Here is a 25773-nt window from a genome sequence, read left to right on the forward strand (position 1 = left end):
CTTAATTTTTATCTGTTAATCGCTTCAATTTTTAAGGTCCATGCTTCTTTGCAAGGTAAATTATTTCTTAAACTTTCCGGAATTACAACTTTAAATCCTTCTGCTTCTTTTGTCCATTTCAATGCTGTTTTCGAACCTAACATGGTGATTTTTGTTCCTTTTTTAGGGTTGATAGATTTCACTGTAACTGTTGCAGGAATTTTATCTTCTCCGTCTTTTGCTAAATAAAACAAGAAGACATTTCCGGTTTTGTTTTGCGTCATACAAATATTTTCTTCTTTAAAAGGTTCGATTGGCTTTGTGTTGTAAATCGCTGTGCTGTTTACTTTCATCCAGTCGCCGTAAGCTGCCAGTAAATCATATGCGCCTTGCTGCCATTCTCCTTCCGGACTTGGCGCAACATTTAGCAATAAATTTCCACCTTTTGCAACAATGTCAACCAACATATGAATTCCTTGTCTTCCGGTTAAATATTTTGCATCCGGAGTATAAGACCAGCCACCGCCAGAAGTAATGCAAGATTCCCAAGGATAAGGCAATGTTTTTGCAGGAACACGACCTTCAGGAGTTAAGTAGTTTTGATTTTTTCCGTGAACGGCTCTGTCAACCACAATTAATCCCGGTTGTTTTTGGCGCGCTTTTACAACCAGTTCATCCATTTTAGGATCCTGATCTACAACTCTGTGTTTTATGAAACCATTTTTAGATTCATTTTCTGCGAATTTTTCTTCGTAGTTTTCTTTTAGGTTTTGTTGGTCTCTTTTTCTAACCCATCCACCATCTAACCATAAAATATCGATTTTACCATAATCCGATAATAATTCTAAGATTTGGTTATGAGTGAAATCAACGTATTTCTGCCATTTTTCAGGATATAAAGACGGATCGTAATTTACGTTTCTGTCAAAAGGAGGAAAATAAGGATCCCAGTAATTTTCGTTATGCCAGTCTGGTTTAGAGAAATAAGCTCCAGTTGAAATATTTTCGGCTCTAAAAGCATTAAAAATTTCTTTCGCAATATTCGCTTTCGGATTTGTACTAAAAGCACATCCCGCATCAGTTACTTTATAATCAGAATATTTAGTATCGTACATATTAAATCCGTCATGGTGTTTTGTGGTAAAAACCATGTATTTCATTCCGGCATTTTTAGCGGCTTTTGCCCATTTTGCAGGATCAAATTTTGTTGGATTAAATGTTTTTTTTAAGCCTTCATAATCTTTTACATATTGATTATAATTCGCCGGATTACTCCCTTTTTTACGCTCACACCATCCATAATCTTCCGGGCAAATAGACCATGATTCTACAATTCCCCATTCGCTATATGTTCCCCAGTGCATTAATAATCCGAATTTTTTGCCCTGCCATTCATCTAAATTTTTCAATACCAGCGGATCCGTTTCCGGTACATAGCGCTCATCTTCGTAAATGGCTTGTGAAAACATTTGAACCGAAAATAAAAGTGCGATTATGAATATTCCTCTTTTCATCTTTAATCTGTTTATTGTTTATTATTCTTTGTTTTTTGGTTTTATGCGTAATTCAAGCTTTGTCAAAGTTTGAAACTTTGACAAAGCTTCTGTGTGTTTCCGTTTCGTTTGTCATTTCGACGGAGGAGAAATGACAAAATTGTGGTTATTTTTTATTTTAATTCACTAAAATCTCATCAACAAACAACCATGAAGATTCGCCTTTTGGGCTTTTCTTTAAATTATAAGCGATTACTTTTACAAATCTTGCGCTACGTTTTTCAAAACTGATTTTAAAATCTTTCAATTCCGAACTGACATTCGCTGCATACGGACGTATAATTTTTCCAACTTCTTTATACGTCATTCCATCATTCGAAACCAAAACTTTGATCTGAGTTGGAAAATTAACTCCCGCGCCCTGACTTTCTAAAGTTCCAATGGTTACTTCCTGAATACTTTCTTGCTTTTCAAGATCAACTACAAGTTCCATGTCGTTTACCAGCCAGGCTTGCCATTGTCCGTCATGAAAATTCTTCGAACCTCTTATCGTATTGATCATCGTCGTTTTTCCGTCTCCTTTATAATTATCATTAAAAGGCGTTAAGTAACTTACTTTTTTGGCAAATCCTTTATGAAAAATAATGGTATCTATAAATGTTTTTCCAACTGGTTTATCATCCTGAAATAAAGACGCTTTTAAAACTGTAGTTGCCGAAAATTCAATTGGACTTGTATATTTTATTGGATTGTGTTCAATATTTTTATCTCCCAAAACATATCGAATATCCGGATTTGGAAATTCATTTTTCAACGTTACATTAATTTGTTTTTTAGCCAAATCTGCTGTTGAAAAAGCCGTTACCAAAAAAGCGCTTTTTGCATAATTGATTCCTAAATAATTGTAACGCTGCATTAAAGAAATTAATCTTGGAGTAAAATCATTCCAGTTACGGCTTTCTTTTGTACTCCATAAAGTTTCTGATAAAGCTGCCAATCTGGGGAAAATCATGTATTCAGAATCTTTTGGCCCAGGCAAATGTTCTGCCCATAAATTTGCCTGCCCGCCTAAAACATGTTTGGCTTGTTCAGGTGTCATTCCGGGAACAACAGGATCAAATTTGTACACTTCATTTAGCGGGTTGTAAGCATCAAAAGCGACAGGTTCTTCGTTTTGCGGGCCTTGGTAAAAATTAAAATAGCAAGGAGTTTCTGGTGTCATAATCACATCATGACCTTGTTTTGTTGCATCGATTCCGCCTTGCGTTCCTCTCCAGCTCATAACGGTTGCATCCGGAGCCAAACCGCCTTCTAATATTTCATCCCAACCAATGATTTTTTTGCCTTTAGAATTGATGTATTTCTCCATTCTTTTTACAAAATAGCTTTGTAATTCGTGGGTATTTTTCAATCCGTTGTCTTTCATCCTTTTTTGACAATTCGGACATTTTTCCCAATTGGTTTTTGTGGCTTCATCACCTCCAATATGAATGTATTTTGATGGAAAAATGGTAATTACCTCATCAATTACATTTTGCAAAAATTCAAATGTTGTTTCTTTTCCTGCACAGTAAATATCTGTAATTGGCCATAATCCGCCTGACGGAACGCCAATACGCTGATCAAAACAAGCCAGTTCAGGATACGATGCGATTGCACTGCTTACGTGCGCCGGCATTTCGATTTCAGGAATAATTTCGATGTTTTTTGTTGCTGCGTATTTTACGATTTCTTTTAATTCTTCCTGAGTTAAAAATCCGCCGTAAGTTCCTTTTTCATCTGGATTTGTAGTCAATCTGGCGTTCCAGGCAAGGTTTTCCTGATCGACTCTCCACGCTCCTACTTCGGTTAATTTTGGATATTTTTTTATTTCGATTCTCCATCCCTGATCGTCTACCAAATGCAAATGCAAAACATTCATTTTGTGCATTGCCAAACGATCAATAGTTTCGATTACGTAATTTTTATCAAAGAAATGACGTGATAAATCCAACATTAATCCACGCCATTGAAAACGCGGTTTGTCATTTATAACTACATTCGGAATTTGCCATTTTTGGTTTGGCTGAGCATTTTTACTTTCGATAACAACCGGCAATAATTGTCTGATACTTTCTAAAGCATAAATAAAACCTGCATTTCCTTTGGCCGTAATCGTGATATTTTTAGAATTTACATCTAAGATATAAGCCTCTTTTTCTAAATTCTGATCAACTTTAAACTGTACAAAATTACTTTGCGGAACTGCTGTAGAAAACTGAGGGCGAAACCCTCCTGCTTTTTCAAATTTATTGATCAAAGCATTTGAAATTTCTTTTTGAGAATCTGTAGCTGCCACAAATTTGGTAGCCGCCGAAAATTCAAAAACACCTTTGTTGATGAGTAATTGTGTTGGTTTTGGTATAATCTGAATATCCTTTTCTGTATATATTTTTTGGCTGTAGCCAAAGTTAAATACAGTCAGGAAGATTACGATAAGGAATGATTTTAATATCCTCATAATGAATTATTTTATTGATGGTGTTATATTAAATTGATATTGATATGTTTTGTCTTCAAGCAAATATTTCTTCATTGGCCAGGCTTGCCAGCTGTCAATTCCGCCTACGCCCATTTGTTTGTAATCGATTTTTAAACTGGTTAAATCTCTTTCTTTCAATTCGGCAGCGTGTCTTTGGTCTTTTTGCAATCCATCGTCTAAATCTTCATTTAAAAAATGTAAAGCCGTAGTTGCCAAAAATTCATCTGAAGTCACTTTTATTTTCAGTTTATCATTTGATAATTCATACCAACGAACTTCTGTTTTATTTCCGGTTTCCTGCGGACGGATATAAGGATAAAATTGATCTGAAACCGTTTGATTGTAAACTCCAACTTGCGAACTGTAATTTCTGTCAATGTAATTTTCATGCGGCCCTTTTCCGTAATACGTAATAGAGCTAAAATCTTTCGGCAAAATCATTTCCATACCAAATCTTGGCAATATCGGTGTTTCTTTTGTTTTATCTATATTCAGTTGCTCTTTTACACATAATTCTCCGTTGCTGTTAAATTCGTAATTCAATATGATTTTTGAAGAAACAGTAGGTAAATTATACGTTGCCGTTACTAAAATTTTATTGTCTTTGGTAACAGACGATACCCAGTTTACAAGTACCGGATTTTCTGTTGCGTCTTTCCAGGCTTTTAAATTGATTTGAAAATTAGCCCCGAAATCATTGTCGTTTGGCGCTCTCCAAAGGTTTGGTCGCAATGGATATCCTTCTTTTATAATTGGCTGATTATTGAATGAATAACCTGTAATAAATCCTGTTTTTTTATCGAAAGTTAAAGTCGCTCTATCACTTTTAAATACAGTAGCATTGGGTTGTTTTTCTACAGAAATTTTAGCTGCGCCAACAATTTTGATGTCATTCTTCCATGTTCCTGTAAATGGCAATTGTTCTGTCGCAATTTGAAACCCTTTTGGTAAAAATGGCTCATCTTGTTTTACATGATACGTTATCACAATAAAAGCCTCCTGAAATTCTTTTTGTTCTACATTAACCGGAAGCTGGTAGGTTTTAGATTCATTCGATTTGATATCTAAATTATCAATTGTACCCATTGCATCATCTTTTCCATCCAAAACTAATTTCCAGTGTAAACTAACGTTGCTTAAATCCTTAAACGAAAATTCATTATAGACTTTTATTGTTGCTGTTGCTTTATTTTCCCACGAAGTGAGAATGTTTTGATATACGTTTCGCATTTCAAAAGCATGCGGATTTGGTTTTCTGTCGGGACTAAAAACACCATTATCAAGGAAATTATTATCGCTTGGTACATCTTTTGGTCCAAAATCGCCTCCGTAAGCAAAAACTACTGTACCATCAGGCTGTGTTTTATAGACAGACTGGTCGATCATATCCCAGATAAAGCCTCCCTGAAAATTTGGATATTTACGAATTACATCCCAATAATCTTTGAAATTTCCCATGGAATTTCCCATCGCATGCGCATATTCGCATTGAATATAGGGCCTGTCCGGATTTGGATTTGCCAGAATATATTCTTCCATTTTATTTGGCGAACTGTACATTGGATCAATGATATCCGAGTTCCATTCGTATTTTAAATCTTTTCCGTCCCAAGCTCCTGCAGTTGCTCTTTCATACTGAATTGATCTTGATTTATCTCTATTTTTTATCCACAAATAACCTCTGTAAAAATTATAACCATTCCCAGCTTCATTACCCATACTCCAGATAATGATCGAAGTATGATTTTTATCTCTTTCCACCATACGCTGCATACGCTGCAAATGCGCCAACTCCCAATCTGGTTTATTGCCCAGTGTTTTGGTAATGTCATAACCCATTCCGTGCGATTCTAAGTTGGCTTCATCGACCACATAAATTCCGTATTTATCGCATAATTCATAAAAATATTCATCGTTTGGATAATGAGCCATTCTCACCGCGTTGATATTAAATTCTTTCATTAATTTAATATCTTCTTCCATTCGCTGTCTCGAAACCGTTTGCCCCGTAACAGGATCTGTTTCATGACGGTTTACCCCTTTTACATAAATGGCTTTTCCGTTTACTAAAAGCTGTCCGCCTTTAATTTCGACTTTTCTAAAACCTGTATTTTGATTGATAACTTCAATAACATTTCCTTTTTTATCTTTTAAAAGAAAAGAAACCTGATATAAATTCGGAATTTCTGCACTCCACTTCTTCGGATTATTTACTGCGAAATCAAATGTTTGTTTTTCGCTTAAAGCGGAAATAACTTTTGAAGTAATAATTTTATCGCCGTCTTTTAACTGAACATCTAAAGTGTAACTTTCTTTTGGATTTAAATTCGAAAACTGAGTAGAGATTTTTAAACTTCCGTTTACATAAGAAGCATCTAAATCCGGAATAATTTCATAGTCTTTTAAGTGCGCTTTATTTCTGGCAATCAAATAAGTATCTCTAGTAATTCCGCTCATTCTCCAGAAATCCTGACACTCTAAATACGAACCGTCGCTCCATTTCATTACTTGTAAGACGATGCTGTTTTTCCCGGTTTTTACGTATTTATTTAAGTTGAATTCCGATGGCAGTTTTCCATCTTCGCCATAACCTACATAAACACCATTTACCCAAACCGTAAGATTTGATTTTGCTGTACCAACATGCAGAAAAATATCTTTTCCTTCCCAAGATTTATCAATGGTAATTTCGCGTCTGTAAACTCCTGTCGGATTGTATTTTGTTGGAACAAAAGGTGGATTTATTTTAATGTATTTTGCAAAATCATAGGTTGTATTGGTATAAATAGGATATCCGTAACCATTAACGTCCCAGGTTGCCGGAATTTTAAAATTATCCCACGCAGTATCATTAAAAGTTGTTTTTTCGAATGCAGCTGGTAAATCATTTGGACTATCTACATATTTAAATTTCCAGGTTCCGTTTAAGTCTAAATAGTTTTTTGATGCTTTCCAATCGTTTTTTGCGGCTAATGCTTCATTTTCAAAAACATAATAAGCAGCGTGCATTGGCTCTCTGTTTTCTTCATTGATTTTTTCATTTTGCCAAAAGGGAGTTTTTTCCTGTGCTTTAACCGAAAATATTGAAACTATTAATGTTATTATGAATACCGTTTTTTTCATTCTTTTGTTTTTTACTTTTGTGCAAAATTTAATTTTAGACACATAGAAACATAGATTTTAAAGTTTAAAAGAAAAGGTGTGGGGCTTTTATTTTAATCTTATGAGAGTTGTAAAATCTATGTTTCTATGTGGTTAAAATTTTTACGCAATTCTATTTTGCTTAAGGCTTATCATTTCAATTTCTATGATAAAAATCTTTTTTCAGGAGCTAATCCCGCTATCCGTTCCAATCTTTTGTGGCGAACCCCGCCACAAAAGGATTTCCACTTCTATCGGGGCTAGGGCAATCATTTTCATAAAAATATTTTCGTCTGCTTTGTCATTTATATCATCCTGAGCGAAGTCGAAGGACCTCAAAATATTTTCCTAAATTGTCGAGCTACTTACGAAGATTTCTCGTTCCTCGAAATGACAAAAATGACGGTAAAAGGCGCAACAAAAAAATCTGTTTTTATCTGTTTAATCCGCGTCATCCGTGTGCAATACATCAATACTATTTATCCCACGACATTTTAAATTTTGCATCTTCCATTCTGTGCCCGTTTTCGTCGTCAGAAACGGCGTAGTTAAACCCAGATCTTAAACTGTAACCCGCGTGTTCTCCATTTTTATTTAAAGCAATAAAACCAACCTGAAGATATTCCATGTCTTTGTGGTTTTTATGCTTGTTGTAAATACGTTCTGTAATTTCTTTACAGGCGTCAAAAGGAGATTTTCCCTGACGCATCAATTCTACAACCATTGCACTTCCTGCAGTCCTAATAACGGCTTCACCTAAACCAGTTGCCGCAGCGGCGCCGACTTCATTATCCAGAAAAAGACCCGCGCCGATTATTGGGGAGTCACCAACGCGTCCGTGCATTTTCCAGGCGGCGCCACTTGTTGTACAGCCTCCGGCAAGATTTCCATCTTGATCTAACATTAGCATGCTTATCGTATCGTGATTTTCGATATTAATCACGGGTTTGTATTTTGAATCTTCCAGCCATTTTTTCCAGTCTTTTTCAGATTCTGGAGTTAACAAATTTTCTACTTTAAATCCTTCCGACAAGGCAAATTGTAAGGCACCTTGTCCGGCCAGCATAACGTGAGGTGTATTTTGCAACACTCTTTTTGCTACCGAAATAGGATGCATAATTCCCTGTAGAAAACATACTGAACCACAATTACTGTTATGGTCCATAATGCAGGCATCTAATGTCACTTTTCCTTCGCGATCCGGATATCCTCCATAACCAACACTGCGGATATTCGGATCTGCTTCAGGAATTTTCAAACCGGCTTCGAGCGCATCTAAGGCTGATTTTCCAGCTTTTAATTCTTTCCAGGTTTCCTGATTAGCAGGCAAACCGTGATTCCAAGTTGAAATTACAACTGGCTTTTTTGTCTTTTTCAAAGGATTTTCTACTTCCTTTTTTTCATCTTCCTTGCTATTGGCAAATCCGCTATAGCCTAAAACTGAACTTACGGCCAACGTACCTAAGGTTGTTTTTTTGATAAAATCTCTTCTATTTGACATGTGCTTATTTTTTAGTTGAAATCCCTGTGTTGTTTATTTTATTGAATTCTTTCCAATTTGTTTTTAACATATAGAAACATAGTTTCAATATATAAAAAAGTCCTTTTACTTAGAATAAATCTCATAGTTGTATGCGAAAAAAAATAGGATTTACAAAAATGACTTTTAATTTAAATCTATGTTTCTATATGTTAAACAATGTTCTAATTCTTATTTTAAACCGTCTTTTGTTTCTTTGATGGTTTTTAAATTACTGGCTGTTAAAGCATTTCCGTCAAAAAACGAAACTCCTGTGGCTCCATTATCTTTCGCCAATAAAATTGCTTCTTTTAATTCTTTATCTGATTTTAAACCCGGAATATAAATTCCTGTATTGATTTTTGTTTTTTTATCTTCTAAATCTGCTACGCCTTGTTTTGTTGCGTATCCAACCCAGTCAATTTCTTCGTTATAAAAACAATGGTAAATCATTGGATAAACTTCGTCAATATTCCATTTGTCCCAACGCTGACGCACCATATGATCTGCCATTTCAGGATAAGGAAATACGGCTGCGGTTAATTGTTTATTATGTTTGTGGGCAATTTTATATGCATCATCAACAACCGCTTTTATAGCATTCAATCTGAAGTTTTTCCACTCCATATCAATAGAAGTGTTATGGCTTGTTTTTGGATTTTTATGATGGATTTTTTCGAATGCTTTGATACATTCGTCACAATAACAAAAGTCGAATTGAGGTAATTCTTCGTCCTGAACTAAGTTGTATTTTGGCAATAAACTTATTGGTAAAAAGATGTCCGGAAAACGGATATAATCTAAGTGAACGCTTTCTATTCCTTCTACTTTTGCTAATTCTTCTACCAAATTTAAAACGTGATTTCTTGATTCTTGTCTGGTTGGACATAACCATTGGTAATAATCGACATAAGGGCGATTATCAAAACAAGATTTTCCTTCTTTACTAACCTGATACCAGTCTGGGTGCTGCAATGCAATGGAATCTCCGGGTCTGTTCATGGCCATAATCCAGGCATGCACTTTTAAACCTTCTTTTGTAGCGAGAGGCACTAACCTTTTTAAGAGTTTCGGGTCTGTTGATGTATTGATTAATACTTCGTCGATTCCGCCATCTTTATATTTTTTAAATTCTTTGGTATAGTCTGCATCTGATTTTTTAGTATCAGCAGTTGTCCATACTCCAAATTTAAAAGTGGTTGGTTCTTCTTTTTGAACACATGAGAAAAGACTCATTGCCAGTAAAAGAAGTAATAGTTTTGGTAGTTTCATAGTTGGTTATTTTGATATTATTTTGCCATCTTCTCTTATAATCAGTATTTGATTAGAAAAAGGGCTTTTTACTGAAATATTATATCCTGAGGCGTGATTTTCTAATACCGGTTTTAAAATTTTACCGTCGACCGTAATTGGTTCTTTAGTAAGATTTTGTATTGATTTTGCCCAGGTTTTGTTTTTCTGATAATATTCTTTTTGAGCTCTGAATAAACTGTATAATTCCCATCTCACTTTTTCTTCCTGCGGAATTGTGAAGGTCTCTTTTCCTTCTTTCGAAGAAAAATAAACATAACCCCATTTTTCTGGCTCATGCATATTGATCACGCCCATTGGTGACCAAACCCAATTGTACTCGGGTAAAAATTTTCCTTCGGCATCTTTCTTTCTTTCGTAACTTCCATCTCTTATGGTATGTTGCCAATTAACTCGCGAAAAATTGACTCTCCAAAATTTATCTTCCGGCACATTTTGTTCGTTATAGGATTTTCTATAAGATGCCCAGGGAATTGCCATTTCTAATACCCAACCTTGATCTGTATCGTTTGGATTATTAAGCGTTCCGTTGATTTTTACCGCTGATTTCAGGCCCGGAATATTCCAGTCATTTAATACTACGTTATCATTTTCTCTATATGGTTTTGACAGAAACAGGTCCCAAGCTGTATTTAAAGCATTAATTTCTAATTCATAATAGTTAAAAGTGTCGCTATCGGGATCAATGAAAACTTCAAAATCGTTGTTGTAAAAAATAATGGTGTCGCGTTGTTTTAAATTTGCCCAAACATGTGGCTCATCAAGCTTTGCTAATATATAAAAATTGGTTTCATCCCAGAGCATTTTAACTTTTGTTCCGTATTTTGGCTTTATGCCGTTTTCTATATCTTCAAAAAGATCTGTCCAATCTACTTTATTCCAGGAAACATCTGATTCATCTCCGTCTATTACGACTGGAGATGAAGTTTTTGCGGCCACATAAGTTTTAGGCACTACTTTGTTTTTCGATTGAGAATACCCCATTATCGAAACAAAACCTAAAACAACTATTAACCATTTTAATTGTAAACGCATGCTTATTTTTTATAAACTATTATCTTTTGTAAACTGAATTACTTCGCTTAATTTACCAAATGCCATTGCTACAACAGTATCTGCTGCACCATAATATACGGCTAATTTATCTTCTTCGATGTTATGCAAAGCGGCACATGGGAAAACTACATTTCCTACGTCTCCAACTTGTTCGTAAATTTCTGCTGGCCCTAATAAGTAAGGCTGTGTTCTGTATTTTACATGATCTGGCGCATTTTCTTCTAAAAGTGCTGCTCCCATTGCATAACGGAAACCGTTGCAGGTATTGATAACGCCGTGGTATAACATCAACCAGCCATCTTCGGTAAGAATTGGAATTGGCCCCGCTCCTACTTTGGTACATTGCCATGCACTTTGCTCAAACGGAGATGGCTTCATCACCAAACGGTGTTCTCCCCAATATTTCATATCAGGACTATAACTGATCCAGATATCTCCAAAAGGTGTGTGTCCGTTATCACTTGGACGGCTTAACATGGCGTATTTTCCGTTTATTTTTTGTGGAAATAAAACCCCATTTCTGTTGAAGGGTAAAAAGGCATTTTCGCACTGAAAAAATTCTTTGAAGTCAAAAGTGTAACCAATACCAATTGTTGGTCCGTTGTAACCATTACACCATGTAATCCAGTAACGATCTTCAATCCAAACCACACGAGGGTCATATTTATAAGCCGATTCGATCATTTCTGTATTACCAGACTGCATTACAATTGGTTCGTGATTAATGTCCCAATCGATTCCGTTTTTACTAAATCCGGCAAAAATATTCATTTGAACCGCTTTGTTATCGCATCTGAAAACACCTGCAAATCCGTCTCCAAAAGGTACAACCGCACTATTAAAAATACTATTTGATGATGGAATTGCGTATCTGTCAATAATTGGATTTTCAGAATATCTCCACATTACATCGTTACTGTTTTCGGGTCTGTCTTGCCAAGGAATTGTACTCATTATAGTTTGTTTTTTGTTTGTTTAATCTTTGTCATTCTTTTTAAACACATAGGAACATAGTTTTTGTAACCGCATAAAAAGGCGTTTCACTTGTTTAAATTCACATAGCTATGTGTTAGAAACTTGTTTCTTTTTGTATTCCTTTTTTTTTAAACGCATTTGAAATCTATGTTTCTATGTGTTTATTTTTTTTTGTACTCACTATTATTGTGCGCATTTTTGTCATTTCGACGGAGGAGAAATCACACTAGAAACTCCGCATTGCAAATCGCCAATCTTTGTCGAGTTACGTGTGTGATTTCTCCTCCGTCGAAATGACAAACCGGGCGTTTAAAATTGTCCCAGTTCTTTTAATGTTCTATGTTTTAATTATCTAATTGACTAATTATCTAATTAATCTTCTATCCTGCGAACTTTATCTAACCATGTAAATTTCAAAATTGTAGTCGTCACTAAAAACACTACTAATGCTGTAATTGCTTTTGGATAGTCTCTGATGATGAAAAATATCGGAAGCAAAATCATGCTCGATTGCCATACAATTCCGATGGCGCAATTCATCATATCTGTCCAGAAATCATTATTTTTTTCGAAAGCCTGATCTTCTGCTTTTAATGTTTTATAAACGGGATTCCAGAAACCCCAAGGTCTTACGTTTTTGTAGAAAGATCTTAAAACTTCCATATCTGTTGGTTTGCTTAATAAAGTTCCTAAAAGACATCCTAAAATAGAGAAACCGAATATTATTGGAAATAAATAAATAGCCTGTACTTGCGCTAAATCGTATAAGAATGAACCTTCGGATAAACTTCCTTTCGCCTGACCTAAAGCAAATTGTAAAGACGCTACAACTAATCCGGCGAACATTCCCCAGAAATAACCCCAGCCGTTAAATCTCCACCAAATCCATTTTAAGAAATTGGCTGCGACATAACCTCCATATAAGGCACTTGTAATCCAAAGCGTTAATGAATTAATAGAATCTGCGAAAAATCCCATGAAAACCCCTAAACCAACAACAAGGAAAGATGAAATCTGACTTACCTTAATATAATGTGCGTTTGTAGCAACGGGTTTGAAGTATTTTTTATAAATATCATTTACGATATAAGCCGGGCCTGCATTTACAAAAGCAGAGAATCCAGACATAAATGCAGCTAATAAACCAGCAAGAAGAATTCCTTTTATTCCAACTGGAATGTATAGATTAACCACTTTTGGCATTAATAATTCTAAATCAGCTCCTGTTAAACCAGTGTTGGCATTTAATTCCGGCGCAAGGTTTACCAATGCAATTACTACGATTCCAGTAATTAATAAATATCTAGGAATGAATAAAATAAGATTTGTAAAACCACTCATATAAGCGGCTTCTTTTACAGATTTTGTAGAAAGAATTCTTTGTAAATCGTAACTTGGAGTTGGTCCTGCAACACTTGCAAAAAATCCTTTGAACAATGTCATTCCAATGAAAGCTCCAAACATTTTATATCCTTCAGAATCAATTAAATTATTAAAGGTTTGAAATTTATCACTCCATTGGGTCTCAAACTGCCATCCGAAGAAAACATTTTTCCACTCTTCTGTAATAACAGAATTAATTTGTAAATCTGAATAATTGATAAAAGCGTAACCGGCGATTAAAACTCCGGCAACAATCATAATTAAATATTGTACAACTTCTGTAGCCACTACAGAAAACATTCCGCCTTTTACAGTGTAAATTGTAGTTAATAAAATGATTATTAAAGCATAAGATCTTTCTGAAGTCAGAAGAATTAAATCGCCATAATGAAGCGTTAAATCCCAAGGAAGAATAATGGTTACAAATTTTCCAATTCCTTCAAAAAAGTAAGCGATGAAACCAATTGTGGAAATAATGGCAAAAATCGCAACAATAATATGAGATGCTTTTCCAGCTCTGTCGCTTCCAAAACGGGTTAAAATCCATTCAGAACCTGTCATTACTTTTGATCTTCTGATCCATACGGCGAGGAACATCATCACAAAAATCTGATTCCATATCGGCCACAGCCACATAAACATAAAACTTTTTACGCCATATAAAAACAGTACGCCAATCATCCAGGAAGTTCCTGAAACATCAAACATTCCAGATCCGTTGCTCAAACCAAGGAAATACCATTTAATTGTTTTCCCGCCAAGGAAATAATCATCTAAACCTTTTGATGCTTTTCTTGAAATCCAAATTCCTATTCCCACGGAGAGCAGGATATAAGCTACGATGATTGATACGTCAATAATGTCCATTAATTTTGTTTATTTTTTAGTTAGTTACGTGGTTTTATTTTTTTGTTCCCCAGTTTTTATTGGGTTCAGCTCCCATTACAAAATGCAAAATTCCGCCTTGTAGTATTTGTTGATGGGTGATGACTGTTTTATTGAATGGAATACCGTTAAGCGTTGCCGATTGTATATAAAAGTTTTTGTCTGAAACATTTTCTGCTTCGATTACAAAAGATTTTCCTCCTTCGAGATTGATTTTTGCTTTTTCGAAAATCGGACTTCCAATTTCGTATTCGCCAGAAGCAGGATTCATTGGATATAATCCCATTGAACTGAAAACATACCACGCCGACATTTGTCCGCAATCTTCGTTTCCGCTCAAACCGTTTGGTGTTGTGTTGTATTGAGTGTCTAAAATATGACGCACCCAATATTGTGTTCTCCACGGCTGATTGGCATGATTAAACATATAAGCAATGTGGTGGCTTGGCTCGTTTCCGTGTGCATACTGACCAATTAATCCTGAAATATCTGCAGAAACATTGCTTCCTGTGATTTCTGAACTTTCTGTAAAAAGCTGTTCCAATCTTTTTGTAAACACTTCATTACTTCCATGAAGCGCAATAAAATCGTCTACATTATGAGGCACAAACCAACTGTGCTGCCACGCATTTCCTTCGGTATAATCTGTGTGTTCTCTATGATTTGAATGTTTTGGATCGAAAGGTTCGTTCCATGATTTTCCGTCTTCCGATTTTCCTCTCATAAATCCGGTTTTCGGATCAAATAAATATTGATAGGCTTTTGAACGGTTTAAGAAAAATTGATAATCTTCGGTTTTACCTAAAGCTTTTGCCATTTGCGCCACACACCAGTCATCATAAGCATATTCTAAAGTGATGGTAACAGATTCGTCAAGTAAATTATAAGGAATGTAGCCGTATTTTTTGTAGAAATTCAGTCCGCGTTCGTCCTGCATCATGGTGGCTTTCATGGCCTGGTAGGCTTTTTCGGCATCAAAACCTTTAATGCCTTTTTGGTATGCGTCAACAATTACCGGAATGGAATGATATCCTGTCATTGTATTTGTTTCGTTGGCGTAGAGTGTCCAAACCGGTAATATTTTTTTAGTATCGTAATACGCTAACATTGAGTTTACAATGTCTGATGTTTGCTTTGGAGCCAATAAAGTCAATAAAGGATTTTCGGCTCTAAAAGTATCCCATAGTGATAAGGTCGAATAAGCGGTATAATCTTTTGCTGTAACAATTTGATCATCCTCTCTTCTAAATTGACCGTTTTTATCACTATAGGCTACAGGGGCAACTTGGGTGTGGAACATCGCGGTATAAAAGATGGTTTTTAATGAGTCGACCGGCGTTTCGACTTCTATTTTATTTAAAGCAGCATTCCAGGTATTGGCTGCGTTTGTTTTTGTTTTTTCGAAATTAGAACTTTCATCATCCAGATTATCTTTGGCATTAGCCACGCTTACAGATGATAAGGCTACTTTTACAAATAGTTCCTGATCATTTTTGGCGTCAAAAAATAATTGTGCTGATGAGTTTTCTCCTTCTGCTGATTTACCTGTAACTATTTGTCTATTAGCTAATAAAACAGATTCCGTGATAGGTTTTGAAAATTTTGCAACAAAAAATACTTTTTGATTTTTTGCCCAGCCCATACTATATCGATAACCACTTATTGTAAATTGATCTTCAACTGTTATGGAAGTTTTTAATGCTTTATCCCAATTAATTGCAAAACCAAAATCGATTACAACAGATTGTTTGTCGTTTTTGGCAAAGGTATATTTATGGAATGCGGTGCGTTGTGAAGAAGTTAATTCTACATTGATTTTAGGATCTTCAAGAAAAACCTGGTAAGAGCCCGGTGTTGCTTTTTCGTTAACATGACTGTATTTTGATTTATAAGGTAATTGATCTCGTGAAGTTGTTTTTGTAGTTAAATCCAGTTTTTTATTTGTTGGCATAAATAAAATGTCTGCCAAATCCCCTATTCCAGTTCCGCTTAAGTGTAAATGACTGAAACCGGAAACAATAGAATCTGAATAATGATACCCTGAACACCAATCCCAGCTCGAAATACCATTGTCAGGACTTACCTGAAGCATTCCAAACGGAACAGTTGCACCCGGATAAGTATGTCCGTGACCGCCTGTACCGATAAAAGGATTTACGTGATTAGTAAAAAAATTATCTTGTTGGTTATTTTTGTTTACATTTATTTTGCAACTTGTAACCAAAATGACGAACAAAACAAGCAGAGTAAATTTCTTCATATAAAACAATCTTAATTTAACTTTAAATTTAAACAAATACGACTTTTACCAAAACTAATTTAGACGGATGACGTATAAACTTAGATAAACATCAAAAAAAGTCACAAAACGTCACATTATTATGATTTTAAATTCAAACAGGTTATACCGCATTCAATTGCAGTATCACATTATATTTTGGTTAACTTATTTCATATTTAATACTTTTAGATGGGGAAGTTATTTTAATGATTATGGCTATTCATTCAAAACAAATTTGTTGGGATTTCCTATTCATATGGCGTTATGTTATTTGAATATTCTGGTTTTGATGCCTAACTTGGTTTATAAAAAGAAATACCTGCAGTATGTTATTTCTATTTTATGCGCTATTTTTATAATGGTAGTTTTAAAATTCAATCTTACCTATTTATTAATAACTCACGAAGTTTGGCCCGAAGGTCCTGAAACAATAGATAAATTGACACTCAATTATACTATTGATATGATGATGGGTGAACTTTATGTGATGACTTTTGTAACGGCAATTAAGATTACTTTCGACTTTTTGAAAGAACAAAAAAGAGTTACAGATCTTGAAAAATCTCAGTTAGAAACCGAATTGCTTTTTTTGAAATCTCAAATTTCTCCGCATTTTTTCTTTAATACGCTTAATAATATTTATTCTTTATCTGTAGAAAAATCAAACAAAACGCCAAAAATCGTTCTTAAACTATCTGAGTTAATGCGCTATATGTTGTATGACACAAAAAGCACGAGACAAAGTTTGGAAAACGAAATACTATGCATTCAAAATTATCTGGATTTAGAAAGAATCAGAAACGATGATCGCCTGGAAGTAAATATGGAAATTTCCGGAGACATTCATGACAAAGAAATTAGTCCTATTATATTATTGACGTTTCTGGAAAATGCATTCAAACATGGCGTTAATAAAAACACAGGAAAAGTACTAATTGATATCAAATTCAAGGTAAAAGGAGATTTTCTGCATTTCACTATTAGTAACCCTATGCCCGAAATTACGCAACATAAGGACAATTTTAACAAGTCTAGTGGTATAGGTTTAGAGAATGTCAAAAAAAGACTCGAATTAGGTTATAATAAAAACGACTATAAGCTTTCATTTAAAAATAAAAAGGATATTTTTGTCGTAAAGCTTGTAATCAAGGTCTCTTAGCAAGTATTAGCATTTTTTTTACCAACTATACTTACTAAAATTATTTCTCTCACAAAAATAATCGAAAATGAAAATAAACTGTTTGATCATAGATGATGAGCCATTAGCGATTAATGTTATCAAAAACTATTTGGAGCCTATTGAAAATTTTGAGGTTATAAATACTTTTAGTAATCCGATAGAAGGTCTGAATTTTTTAAAAAACAACAAAGTTGATGTGATTTTTCTGGATATTAACATGCCGGTCCTTGATGGTATAAATTTTATAAAAAGTCTGGATAATCCGCCAATACTTGTCATAACAAGCGCTTACAGTCAGTTTGCAATAGAAACTTACGAATTGGACGTTTTGGATTATTTAGTAAAACCTATAGAATTTCCAAGGTTAATGAAAACGCTAAACAAGATTAGCAAAAGACTAAACACTAATAGTAGTCTTCCTCAGGAAAGCAGCCCTGAAAGCCCTTTTATTTTTGTTAAGATTGATAAGAAGAGAATGAAGAAAATCTTTTTTAATGAAATCTTAGTGATCGAAAGTTTAAAAGATTATTTGAAAATAAATACCCTGACAGGAAAATATATTATACACAGTACATTATCTGATTTTACAGATTTATTGCCTGAAAGAAATTTTTTAAGAATACACAGATCTTACACCATAGCCATTGATAAAATCGACGCTGTTGAAGGAAATAGCATTGAAATTGAAGGACTTAGATATGTAATTGGAAGATCATATATCGATCATGTAAAACAGAGAATTTTGAATTCTTCGATTTAGAAAAAATACTTAATTATTATGAGAAGACCTTTGTTTAAGTTTGAAACTTTGACGAAGGTCTTTTTTTGTTTAACTTCTAGTTTGTCATTTCGAGGCACGAGAAATCTCCACAAGAAACTCCGTTCCAAAATTCTTTCTTTGTCGAGCTACTTGCGAAGATTTCTCGTGCCTTGAAATGACAAAACAAAGCAAAAAACCTTTGCGCTCTTTGAGGTAAAACTCACAAAAAAACAAAAAAAAATGCGGCCAAAAGGCCGCATCTTCATACAGGTAACTAACCAAAATAAACCATTTAAAAAATAATTTATTGTATTGTAAAAAAATTAACTAAAAATAATATCTTTTGAACGCTTCAATAGCTGAATAATCTGCCAAACCTAAAGCATGATATTTTTCTGCTGTTAATCTGTTTCTGTCTTCAACCCTTACCCAGAATTCTCTGCTATCATCACCCTGAAACATAACTCCGTCTTTTTGAGATTGGTGATAGAAAATGGCATGACGTTTTTTAAGAACCTGATCAGGGCTCATCGGAACCGCCATCTCGATTTGGTATGATTCCCATTCATGCCACGCTCCTCTGTATAACCAGACCCAGCATTCGTCCATAAATTTTTTGTGCTTTAATCTTTTTAAAGCTTCAAACAAACTATCTAAACAAACTTTATGGGTTCCATGTGGGTCTGCTAAATCTCCTGCTGCATAAATTTGATGTGGTTTTATCCTTTCGATAATATCACACATAATTTGAATATCAGCCTCTCCAAGGTTATTTTTCTTAACTGTTCCAGTTTCATAAAATGGTAAATCTAAAAAGTTAACATTAGTATCCGGTAAACCTAAATATCTTGTAGCGGCCAAAGACTCGCTTCTTCTAATTCTTCCTTTTAATTTTCGAACTTCTAAAGAATCAATATCATTGTGTTTCTTGGTTTTCAAAAAGTTAATGATCTTTTCAGATTCAGAAGAGTTCGGATTTAATGACAGCGAAATCTCAGCAAATTTTAAAGCTTCTTCGTTTGAAACTGCAATATTTCCTGAAGTCTGATATGCAATGTGCACATCGTGCCCCTGCTCTACCAATCTGTCAAAAGTTCCTCCCATTGAGATAACATCGTCATCAGGATGCGGACTAAAAATGATGATTCTTTTTCTTTCCGGCGTTGCACGTTCCGGTCTGTAAGTATCATCGGCATTTGGTTTTCCACCTGGCCATCCCGTAATAGTCTGCTGCATTTTATTAAACATTTTAATGTTCAAATCATACGCAGTTCCTTCTTCCGTCAACACACTAGACATACCATTATCGTTATAATCTTTGTCTGTTAATTTCAGGAAAGGTTTTTTAGTCAATTCACTTAACCAGGCTACAGCTTTCAGTTTTAACTCTTCGTCCCAAATCACTGATTTTACCAACCAAGGTGTTTTTACACGTGTTAATTCTGATGAAGCTTCGGTATCTAAAACAAAAGTTGTGTTGTTGTGCTGTTGTAAATACGTTGCCGGTACTTGCGAAGAAATATTTCCTTCAATTGTTTTTTTAATGATTTCAGCTTTGCTGATTCCCCATCCAAGAAGTACAATTCTTTTGGCATTTTTTACAGTACCAATTCCCATTGTAATTGCTTTTCTAGGCACATTGTCTATACCTAAAAAGGATGATGCAGCGTCTGTACGGGTCAAATGATCCAATGTAATACTTCTCGTTCCTGAATTAACGTGAGATCCTGGTTCGTTAAAACCAATATGACCTGTTCTTCCAATTCCTAAAAGTTGAAAATCTAAACCTCCGTAGGCTTTAATTTTCATTTCATAATCGATACAATATTGTTGTAAATCTTCATTACTTATTTTACCGTCCGGAATATTAATATTTTCCGGATGAATATCAACATGATTAAAAAGATGCTCATGCATAAAGTGATAGTAACTCTGAATATTATTTTTATCCATTGGATAATATTCGTCCAGATTAAAGGTCACTACATTTGAAAAACTCAAACTCTCCTCTTTATGTAAGCGAACTAATTCTTCGTAAACTTTTACTGGCGAAGATCCGGTTGCTAATCCTAAAACGCAAGGTTCGTCTAATTCTTCTTTTCTCTGAATTATATTTGCTATTTCCTGAGCAACTAATATTGAAGCCTCTTTTGATGATTCGAAAATCACGTTATGAATCTTCTCAAAACGAGTTTCTTCGAATTTTCCAGCTTCTTTAAAATTTATGCCTTCTTTAATCATTTGCCTGTTTCATTTAATTTATAGTATAAAATTAAGAATTACTCTGCCGATAAAATTAAAAATTCGACTAATGACCCGTTAGCTTCGGTAAAAGACATAATTGGAAACTTTAAAATTTTTCAGTTCTAATTATGATGACATATTTTATTTTTCTACAACATTTATTTCGCTGATAGAAACTGTTTGTCCTTTTCCTTCAGCAGATTTCGCAACAAAACGAAGGTATCTTGCTTTTGTTTCGGCAAATGTTTTTATTTGTTCTATTGGATTGTTTTTAATGTTAGAAAACTCACCTTCAGATTGCAATGTCCACTTTAAGTTATCCAAACTTGTATAGAATTCATATTTTGAAATCAAATTAAGATTATTACCAACTTGCTGCGGAACATAAGTAAAACCAGCAATTTTAAGAATCCCTCCCATATCAATTGCTACTTCTTGCGGAAGTTTATTGGTTTCATTTCCAAATCCCCAATCCGTATTTGGGTTTCCATCTATTATCTTGATAGCCGAATTTAAATCTCCACTCGAAATAGCTACGATTTTCCATTTTTCTTTCGAAATCCCATACTTTGCTGTTTTAACAGCGCTATATATTTTTTCTTCTTTATTGAATGAAACCGCTTTTATCTGAACGGCTTTATTGTATTTAAATATACCTTTATATAATGTCCTTTTTGTTGTTGGATTACTTCCGTCAACAGTATAATAAATACTATTTCCTTCCTCCGTTTTTATAGTAACATTTCCGTTTTTATCACGTTGAATTTCCGGCATTCGCACAAAAGTAGGTGCATTAAAAGCCTGAATATTTGAAATCACAATACTTGCTTTCGAATCTGTAATATTGACTCTTAATGCTGATGCAATAACTCTGTCGATTCTTAAAATTCTTTTATATCCTATGGTTGTTTCAGTTGCGACCGTTTTCCAATCTCCGTTAACTTTGGCTTCAACAGTAAAAGCTTTTACACGTTGTCCTAATTTTATATATTCCTGAAGCAGAATACGATCAATAGCTGTCGGTTTATCAAACTCAAATGTAATTGATGCTGTCTTTGCATTATCAGCTGTTGCCCAATAAGTATTTTTATTTCCGTCACTAACATTTTGGGCAGCAAATTCGTTACTATTTCCTCTAATATTATCCGCAGTAATTTTACTTCCGGCTAATAATTCTGTTTTAAAATCTTCTTTTATAGTGGCGACTAATTCTTTCAATCTTGCTTCATCATTTTCATGAACCAAACCCCTTCTGTCTACAGGAAGATTCAATAGTAAAGTAGCATTTCGGCCAATTGATTCATAATAAATATCCACCATTTCATCTAAAGGTCGCACTTTGTCATCTTCAACACTATGATAAAACCATCCTGGTCTTATAGATACATCGGCTTCACCTGGAACCCATTTTTCACCATCTTCATGTCCTGACATAAATTCAGTGTAATGTACTTTACCAGCCAATTCATCCGTCTGACGTAAAAGCGACCAATTTGTTTTTCCTGCTCGCCCTTCCTCATTTCCAATCCATCTTGCTTCTGCAGGTCCAACTCCCCAAACTAATGTTTTTGGAGCTAATCCATAAATCATTTTATAAGTTTCGTCCCAATTATAATATTCAAGCGTATTTATTTTTCTTGTTTCGTTTGCTCCACCATAATATCCATCGCCGCCGTTAGCACCATCAAACCACATCTCAAAAACATCACCGTAATTAGTTAATATTTCTTTTAACTGATTTCTGAAGTAAGTAATATATTCTGGTTTTCCATATTCCGGATGATTTCTATCCCAAGGTGAAAGATATAAACCTAATTTTAAATCATATTCTTTGCAGGCGGCCGTTAAGTCCTTTATAAGATCCCCTTTTCCGTTTTCCCAAGGCGAATTTTTAACCGAACGTTCTGTATAAGCTGATGGCCATAAACAAAATCCGTCGTGGTGTTTTGCAACTAAAATAATTCCTTTCATTCCGGCAGCTTTCACTACACGAGCCCATTGACGAACATCTAAATTTGTTGGATTAAATAGTTGCGGAGATTCATCACCATAGCCCCACTCTTTATTGGTAAAGGTATTTAATGAAAAGTGCACGAAAGCATAAAACTCCATTTCATGCCAGTCAAGCTGCTTTTGCGTTGGAAGTGGCCCAAAAGGTTCAGGAGATTTTACTAATTCCTGACTATTAACAGATGATGATAGTAAACAAAAAAAACTCAGTAAAAGAAAATGGTTTTTCATTACGATTGCAATTAAATTTTTGGTGGTTAGCTAATTAAAAATATAAATTTAATGTAAATGAGTATTTGATTGTATAGTATTTCGACCAATGACGTTTTTAAAAGAGTATTGGGACATTTTTTTTCTTCGTAAACATAAATATTAAAGTGTAATTAAAATTTGTATTTTAGATGTAAATAAATCCACCAGAAACTAATAATTTAATTACAAATATGCGTCCAATCATCCTCCTAGCATTCGTTGCTCTATTTATTTCATGTAAAAATGAAAATAAATCACAAACACTTTCAGATTATTTTACCTATGATCAAAATACCGCCGTCGAATCAGCCGGAGTAAAAATGATTCCAATTAAAACACCAGTTGGGGAATTTAAAGTTTGGACAAAGCGTTTTGGAAAAAATCCAAAAATAAAAATTTTATTATTACATGGTGGTCCAGCCATGACACACGAATATATGGAGTGTTTCGAAACTTTTTTTCAACGTGAAGGTTTTGAGTTTTATGAATATGATCAACTAGGATCTTATTATAGTGATCAACCAAAAGACAGTAGTTTATGGACAACAGAGCGTTTCGTCGAAGAAGTTGAACAGGTTCGAAAAGCAATTGGTGCAGATAAAGACAATTTTTATGTATTAGGAAATTCATGGGGAGGGATTCTAGCTATGGAATATGCTTTAAAATATCAGAAAAATCTAAAAGCTTTATTAGTTGCAAATATGGTTGCCAGTGCGCCAGAATACGGAAAATATGCGGATGAAGTATTAGCAAAACAAATGAAACCCGAGATATTAGCAGAAATAAGAGCTTTAGAAGCCAAAAAAGATTTCAATAATCCTCGTTATATGGAATTACTGATTCCAAATTTCTATAAAGAGCATTTATGCCGTTTAAAAGAATGGCCGGACGGTTTAAACAGAGCAAGTAAACATGTAAATGGAGAAATCTACACCTTAATGCAAGGACCGAGCGAATTCGGAATTAGTGGTCGTTTAGCGAAATGGGATATTAAAAATCGTCTCCATGAACTTACAATTCCGACCTTAATGATAGGTGCAAAATATGATACTATGGATCCAAAAGCAATGGAAGAACAAAGTAAACTAGTCCAAAATGGACATTACTTATATTGTCCAAATGGAAGTCATTTAGCAATGTGGGATGATCAAAAAGTTTTTATGAGTGGCGTTATTCAATTTATAAATGATGTAGATAATAATAAATTTTAATTTAAAAGTTTAAAAGATAAATCATATAGCTAACGTTGCAATCAAAAACTCCTTACTTAGGAGTTTTTTTTATAATTATTAGTTACTTTAATCTTATAAAAGAACAAATCTAATGGTTTAAGTAATCAGACAGACTATAAAACACTATCGTTTGAATGTATACAAATATCCAAAAGCACATAACTTACCAAGGATTTATCATTGAACGAAATACTTATAAAAAAGATCGATAAGTGTCAAAAAGTTTTTAGACGAGATTACTATTCAGGATTTCCCATTACGTGGTAAGTTTGTCCATTTTCATATCAAAAGACGCCGCTGGACTAATAAAACCACTGGAGAAATTATTAAAAGAGATTGGACTTTAATGGCCAAAGGAACACGTATGACCCGAGAGTTTGCGGCTTTTTTAAAAGAAATTAATCGATAGCAGTGCTACAGATTGCCATACCATTGGAGGCTTCTTTGGAGTCAACCACAAAAAACTTCAAAGACAATATAAAAAACATCTGAGTTCCTTTACCACATGGGCTCCGCGAGAGCATGCGCACCAATGGATTATTTACCCTGAAAATATGGGGACACATTTATCTATTGACGAAGTGGCTTTATCCCAGGGTGAACTTTATACTATTGTGACCAACAAGAAAGACTCCTTAGTAGTTATTGTTGCCGGAACCAAAGCCGATCAGGTCATAGAGCACATCTGTAAAATTGACTACAAAAAGAGGTCTCTTGTTAAAGAAATAACCCTCGACATGGCTAATTCCATGAAATTGATCTCAAAGAAATGTTTCCCAAAAGCCATACAGATTACCGACAGATTTCATGTTCAAAAAATTAGCTTTGGAGGCATTACAGGAAATTAGAATCAAACATCGATGGAAGCCATGGATTTTGAAAATCAGTTGATCTTAAAGGCAAAATCAGAAAACAAAACATACATTGCTCAGCTTTTGTCCAATGGAGATTCCGTAAAACAGTTACTGGGCCAGAAGCAGGTATCTACTGTATAAATCTCGTGAAAAATGGACTGAAAGTCAAAAGGAAAGAACACAGCTGATATTTGAATTATATCCGGATATAAAAACAGCTTACAATCTAAATCAACAGCTTCGGGGAATTTACAATAACAATAATGATAAACATATTGCCATGACCAAATTGGCACATTGGTATAGAAACGTAGAGGAATCCGGTTTTAAAAACTTTAATATCCTGCTCAATACCATAACTTTTAATTACCAGTCAATCTTAAACTATTTCAACAACAGAAGTACAAATACTTCAGTAGAATCTTTCAATGCAAAAATAAAAGCGTTTAGATCGCAATTTAGAGGAGTCAGAAATATAGATTTCTTCTTATTCAGATTATCCAATCTTTTTGCCTAATCCCCAACTTTTGCACCTGATCCTAATTTTTGCCTCTTCTCAGATTTACGGCTTGATCCTGAAAAACTCTTATAAACAAAAAACCCTATCCGTTTTGGATAGGGTTTTTCAAAGAAAGGCGACGACATACTCTCCCACATAACTGCAGTACCATCTGCGCAGGCGGGCTTAACTACTCTG

General features: G+C 34.4%; 17 protein-coding genes and 1 pseudogene. 6 read left to right on the forward strand and 12 right to left on the reverse strand.

Features of this window, described 5'->3' with window-relative positions; genetic code table 11:
* Positions 1-8 precede the first annotated feature (8 nt).
* From SD960_RS20235 to SD960_RS20275, 9 genes are all read right to left on the reverse strand, one after another.
* Positions 9-1493, reverse strand: a complete 1485-nt coding sequence (locus tag SD960_RS20235) for an alpha-L-fucosidase (protein WP_318805632.1) — start codon at positions 1491-1493, stop codon at positions 9-11.
* A 157-nt stretch (positions 1494-1650) separates the two neighbouring features.
* Positions 1651-3972, reverse strand: a complete 2322-nt coding sequence (locus SD960_RS20240; RefSeq protein ID WP_318805634.1) for a beta-N-acetylhexosaminidase — start codon at positions 3970-3972, stop codon at positions 1651-1653.
* Between the two features lie 6 nt (positions 3973-3978).
* Positions 3979-7116, reverse strand: a complete 3138-nt coding sequence (locus SD960_RS20245) for a glycoside hydrolase family 2 TIM barrel-domain containing protein (protein ID WP_318805636.1) — start codon at positions 7114-7116, stop codon at positions 3979-3981.
* Positions 7117-7609: 493 nt separating this feature from the next.
* The gene (locus SD960_RS20250; protein WP_318805637.1) at positions 7610-8635 is read right to left on the reverse strand and encodes a N(4)-(beta-N-acetylglucosaminyl)-L-asparaginase; all 1026 of its coding nucleotides are present in this window, start codon (positions 8633-8635) and stop codon (positions 7610-7612) included.
* Between the two features lie 210 nt (positions 8636-8845).
* The gene (locus tag SD960_RS20255) at positions 8846-9925 is read right to left on the reverse strand and encodes a putative glycoside hydrolase (RefSeq protein WP_318805638.1); all 1080 of its coding nucleotides are present in this window, start codon (positions 9923-9925) and stop codon (positions 8846-8848) included.
* A gap of 6 nt (positions 9926-9931) precedes the next feature.
* Positions 9932-10999, reverse strand: coding sequence for a carbohydrate-binding family 9-like protein (locus SD960_RS20260; protein WP_318805639.1), 1068 nt, complete (start codon positions 10997-10999; stop codon positions 9932-9934).
* A 9-nt stretch (positions 11000-11008) separates the two neighbouring features.
* Positions 11009-11974, reverse strand: coding sequence for a glycoside hydrolase family 130 protein (locus SD960_RS20265; RefSeq protein ID WP_318805640.1), 966 nt, complete (start codon positions 11972-11974; stop codon positions 11009-11011).
* 393 nt (positions 11975-12367) lie between these two features.
* Positions 12368-14245, reverse strand: a complete 1878-nt coding sequence (locus SD960_RS20270; protein WP_318805642.1) for a sodium:solute symporter family protein — start codon at positions 14243-14245, stop codon at positions 12368-12370.
* A gap of 34 nt (positions 14246-14279) precedes the next feature.
* Positions 14280-16523 (reverse strand): GH92 family glycosyl hydrolase, encoded by a 2244-nt coding sequence (locus SD960_RS20275; protein ID WP_318805643.1) that lies wholly within the window; start codon positions 16521-16523, stop codon positions 14280-14282.
* A 121-nt stretch (positions 16524-16644) separates the two neighbouring features.
* On the opposite strand from SD960_RS20275, the gene SD960_RS20280 reads away from it, so the two are divergent.
* On the forward strand, positions 16645-17703 hold the full coding sequence (locus SD960_RS20280) for a sensor histidine kinase (protein ID WP_318805644.1): 1059 nt from the start codon (positions 16645-16647) through the stop codon (positions 17701-17703).
* 67 nt (positions 17704-17770) lie between these two features.
* Entirely contained in the window at positions 17771-18484 is a 714-nt protein-coding gene (locus SD960_RS20285; RefSeq protein WP_318805645.1) for a LytTR family DNA-binding domain-containing protein, read from the forward strand.
* 327 nt (positions 18485-18811) lie between these two features.
* Here the strand turns inward: SD960_RS20285 and nagB are convergent, their stop codons facing one another.
* Positions 18812-20725 carry a glucosamine-6-phosphate deaminase gene (nagB, locus tag SD960_RS20290; RefSeq protein WP_318805647.1) on the reverse strand — a complete coding sequence of 638 codons (1914 nt, stop codon included), beginning with the start codon at positions 20723-20725 and terminating at the stop codon, positions 18812-18814.
* 144 nt (positions 20726-20869) lie between these two features.
* Positions 20870-22969, reverse strand: coding sequence for an alpha-L-fucosidase (locus tag SD960_RS20295; protein WP_318805648.1), 2100 nt, complete (start codon positions 22967-22969; stop codon positions 20870-20872).
* Positions 22970-23181: 212 nt separating this feature from the next.
* Here SD960_RS20295 and SD960_RS20300 point away from each other — a divergent pair, with 212 nt between their 5' ends.
* The 4 genes and pseudogenes from SD960_RS20300 to SD960_RS20315 all read left to right on the forward strand — a co-directional run bounded on the left by SD960_RS20300 (position 23182) and on the right by SD960_RS20315 (position 25593).
* Positions 23182-24201, forward strand: coding sequence for a proline-specific peptidase family protein (locus SD960_RS20300; RefSeq protein WP_318805650.1), 1020 nt, complete (start codon positions 23182-23184; stop codon positions 24199-24201).
* 244 nt (positions 24202-24445) lie between these two features.
* A pseudogene (locus tag SD960_RS20305) lies at positions 24446-24631 on the forward strand (transposase); the annotation flags it as partial.
* 145 nt (positions 24632-24776) lie between these two features.
* Positions 24777-25070 (forward strand): transposase, encoded by a 294-nt coding sequence (locus SD960_RS20310; RefSeq protein ID WP_318805651.1) that lies wholly within the window; start codon positions 24777-24779, stop codon positions 25068-25070.
* A gap of 139 nt (positions 25071-25209) precedes the next feature.
* Positions 25210-25593: a transposase gene (locus tag SD960_RS20315; RefSeq protein ID WP_318805657.1), complete on the forward strand. Its 384-nt coding sequence runs from the start codon at positions 25210-25212 to the stop codon at positions 25591-25593.
* On the opposite strand, the gene SD960_RS20320 is transcribed toward SD960_RS20315, so the two are convergent.
* Positions 25590-25773: hypothetical protein (locus tag SD960_RS20320; RefSeq protein WP_318805653.1), on the reverse strand; the 184-nt coding region annotated here is incomplete at its 5' end. The genes SD960_RS20315 and SD960_RS20320 overlap by 4 nt on opposite strands.

Origin of the sequence: Flavobacterium sp. MMLR14_040 (assembly GCF_033657265.1) — a bacterium.
GTDB lineage: Bacteria > Bacteroidota > Bacteroidia > Flavobacteriales > Flavobacteriaceae > Flavobacterium.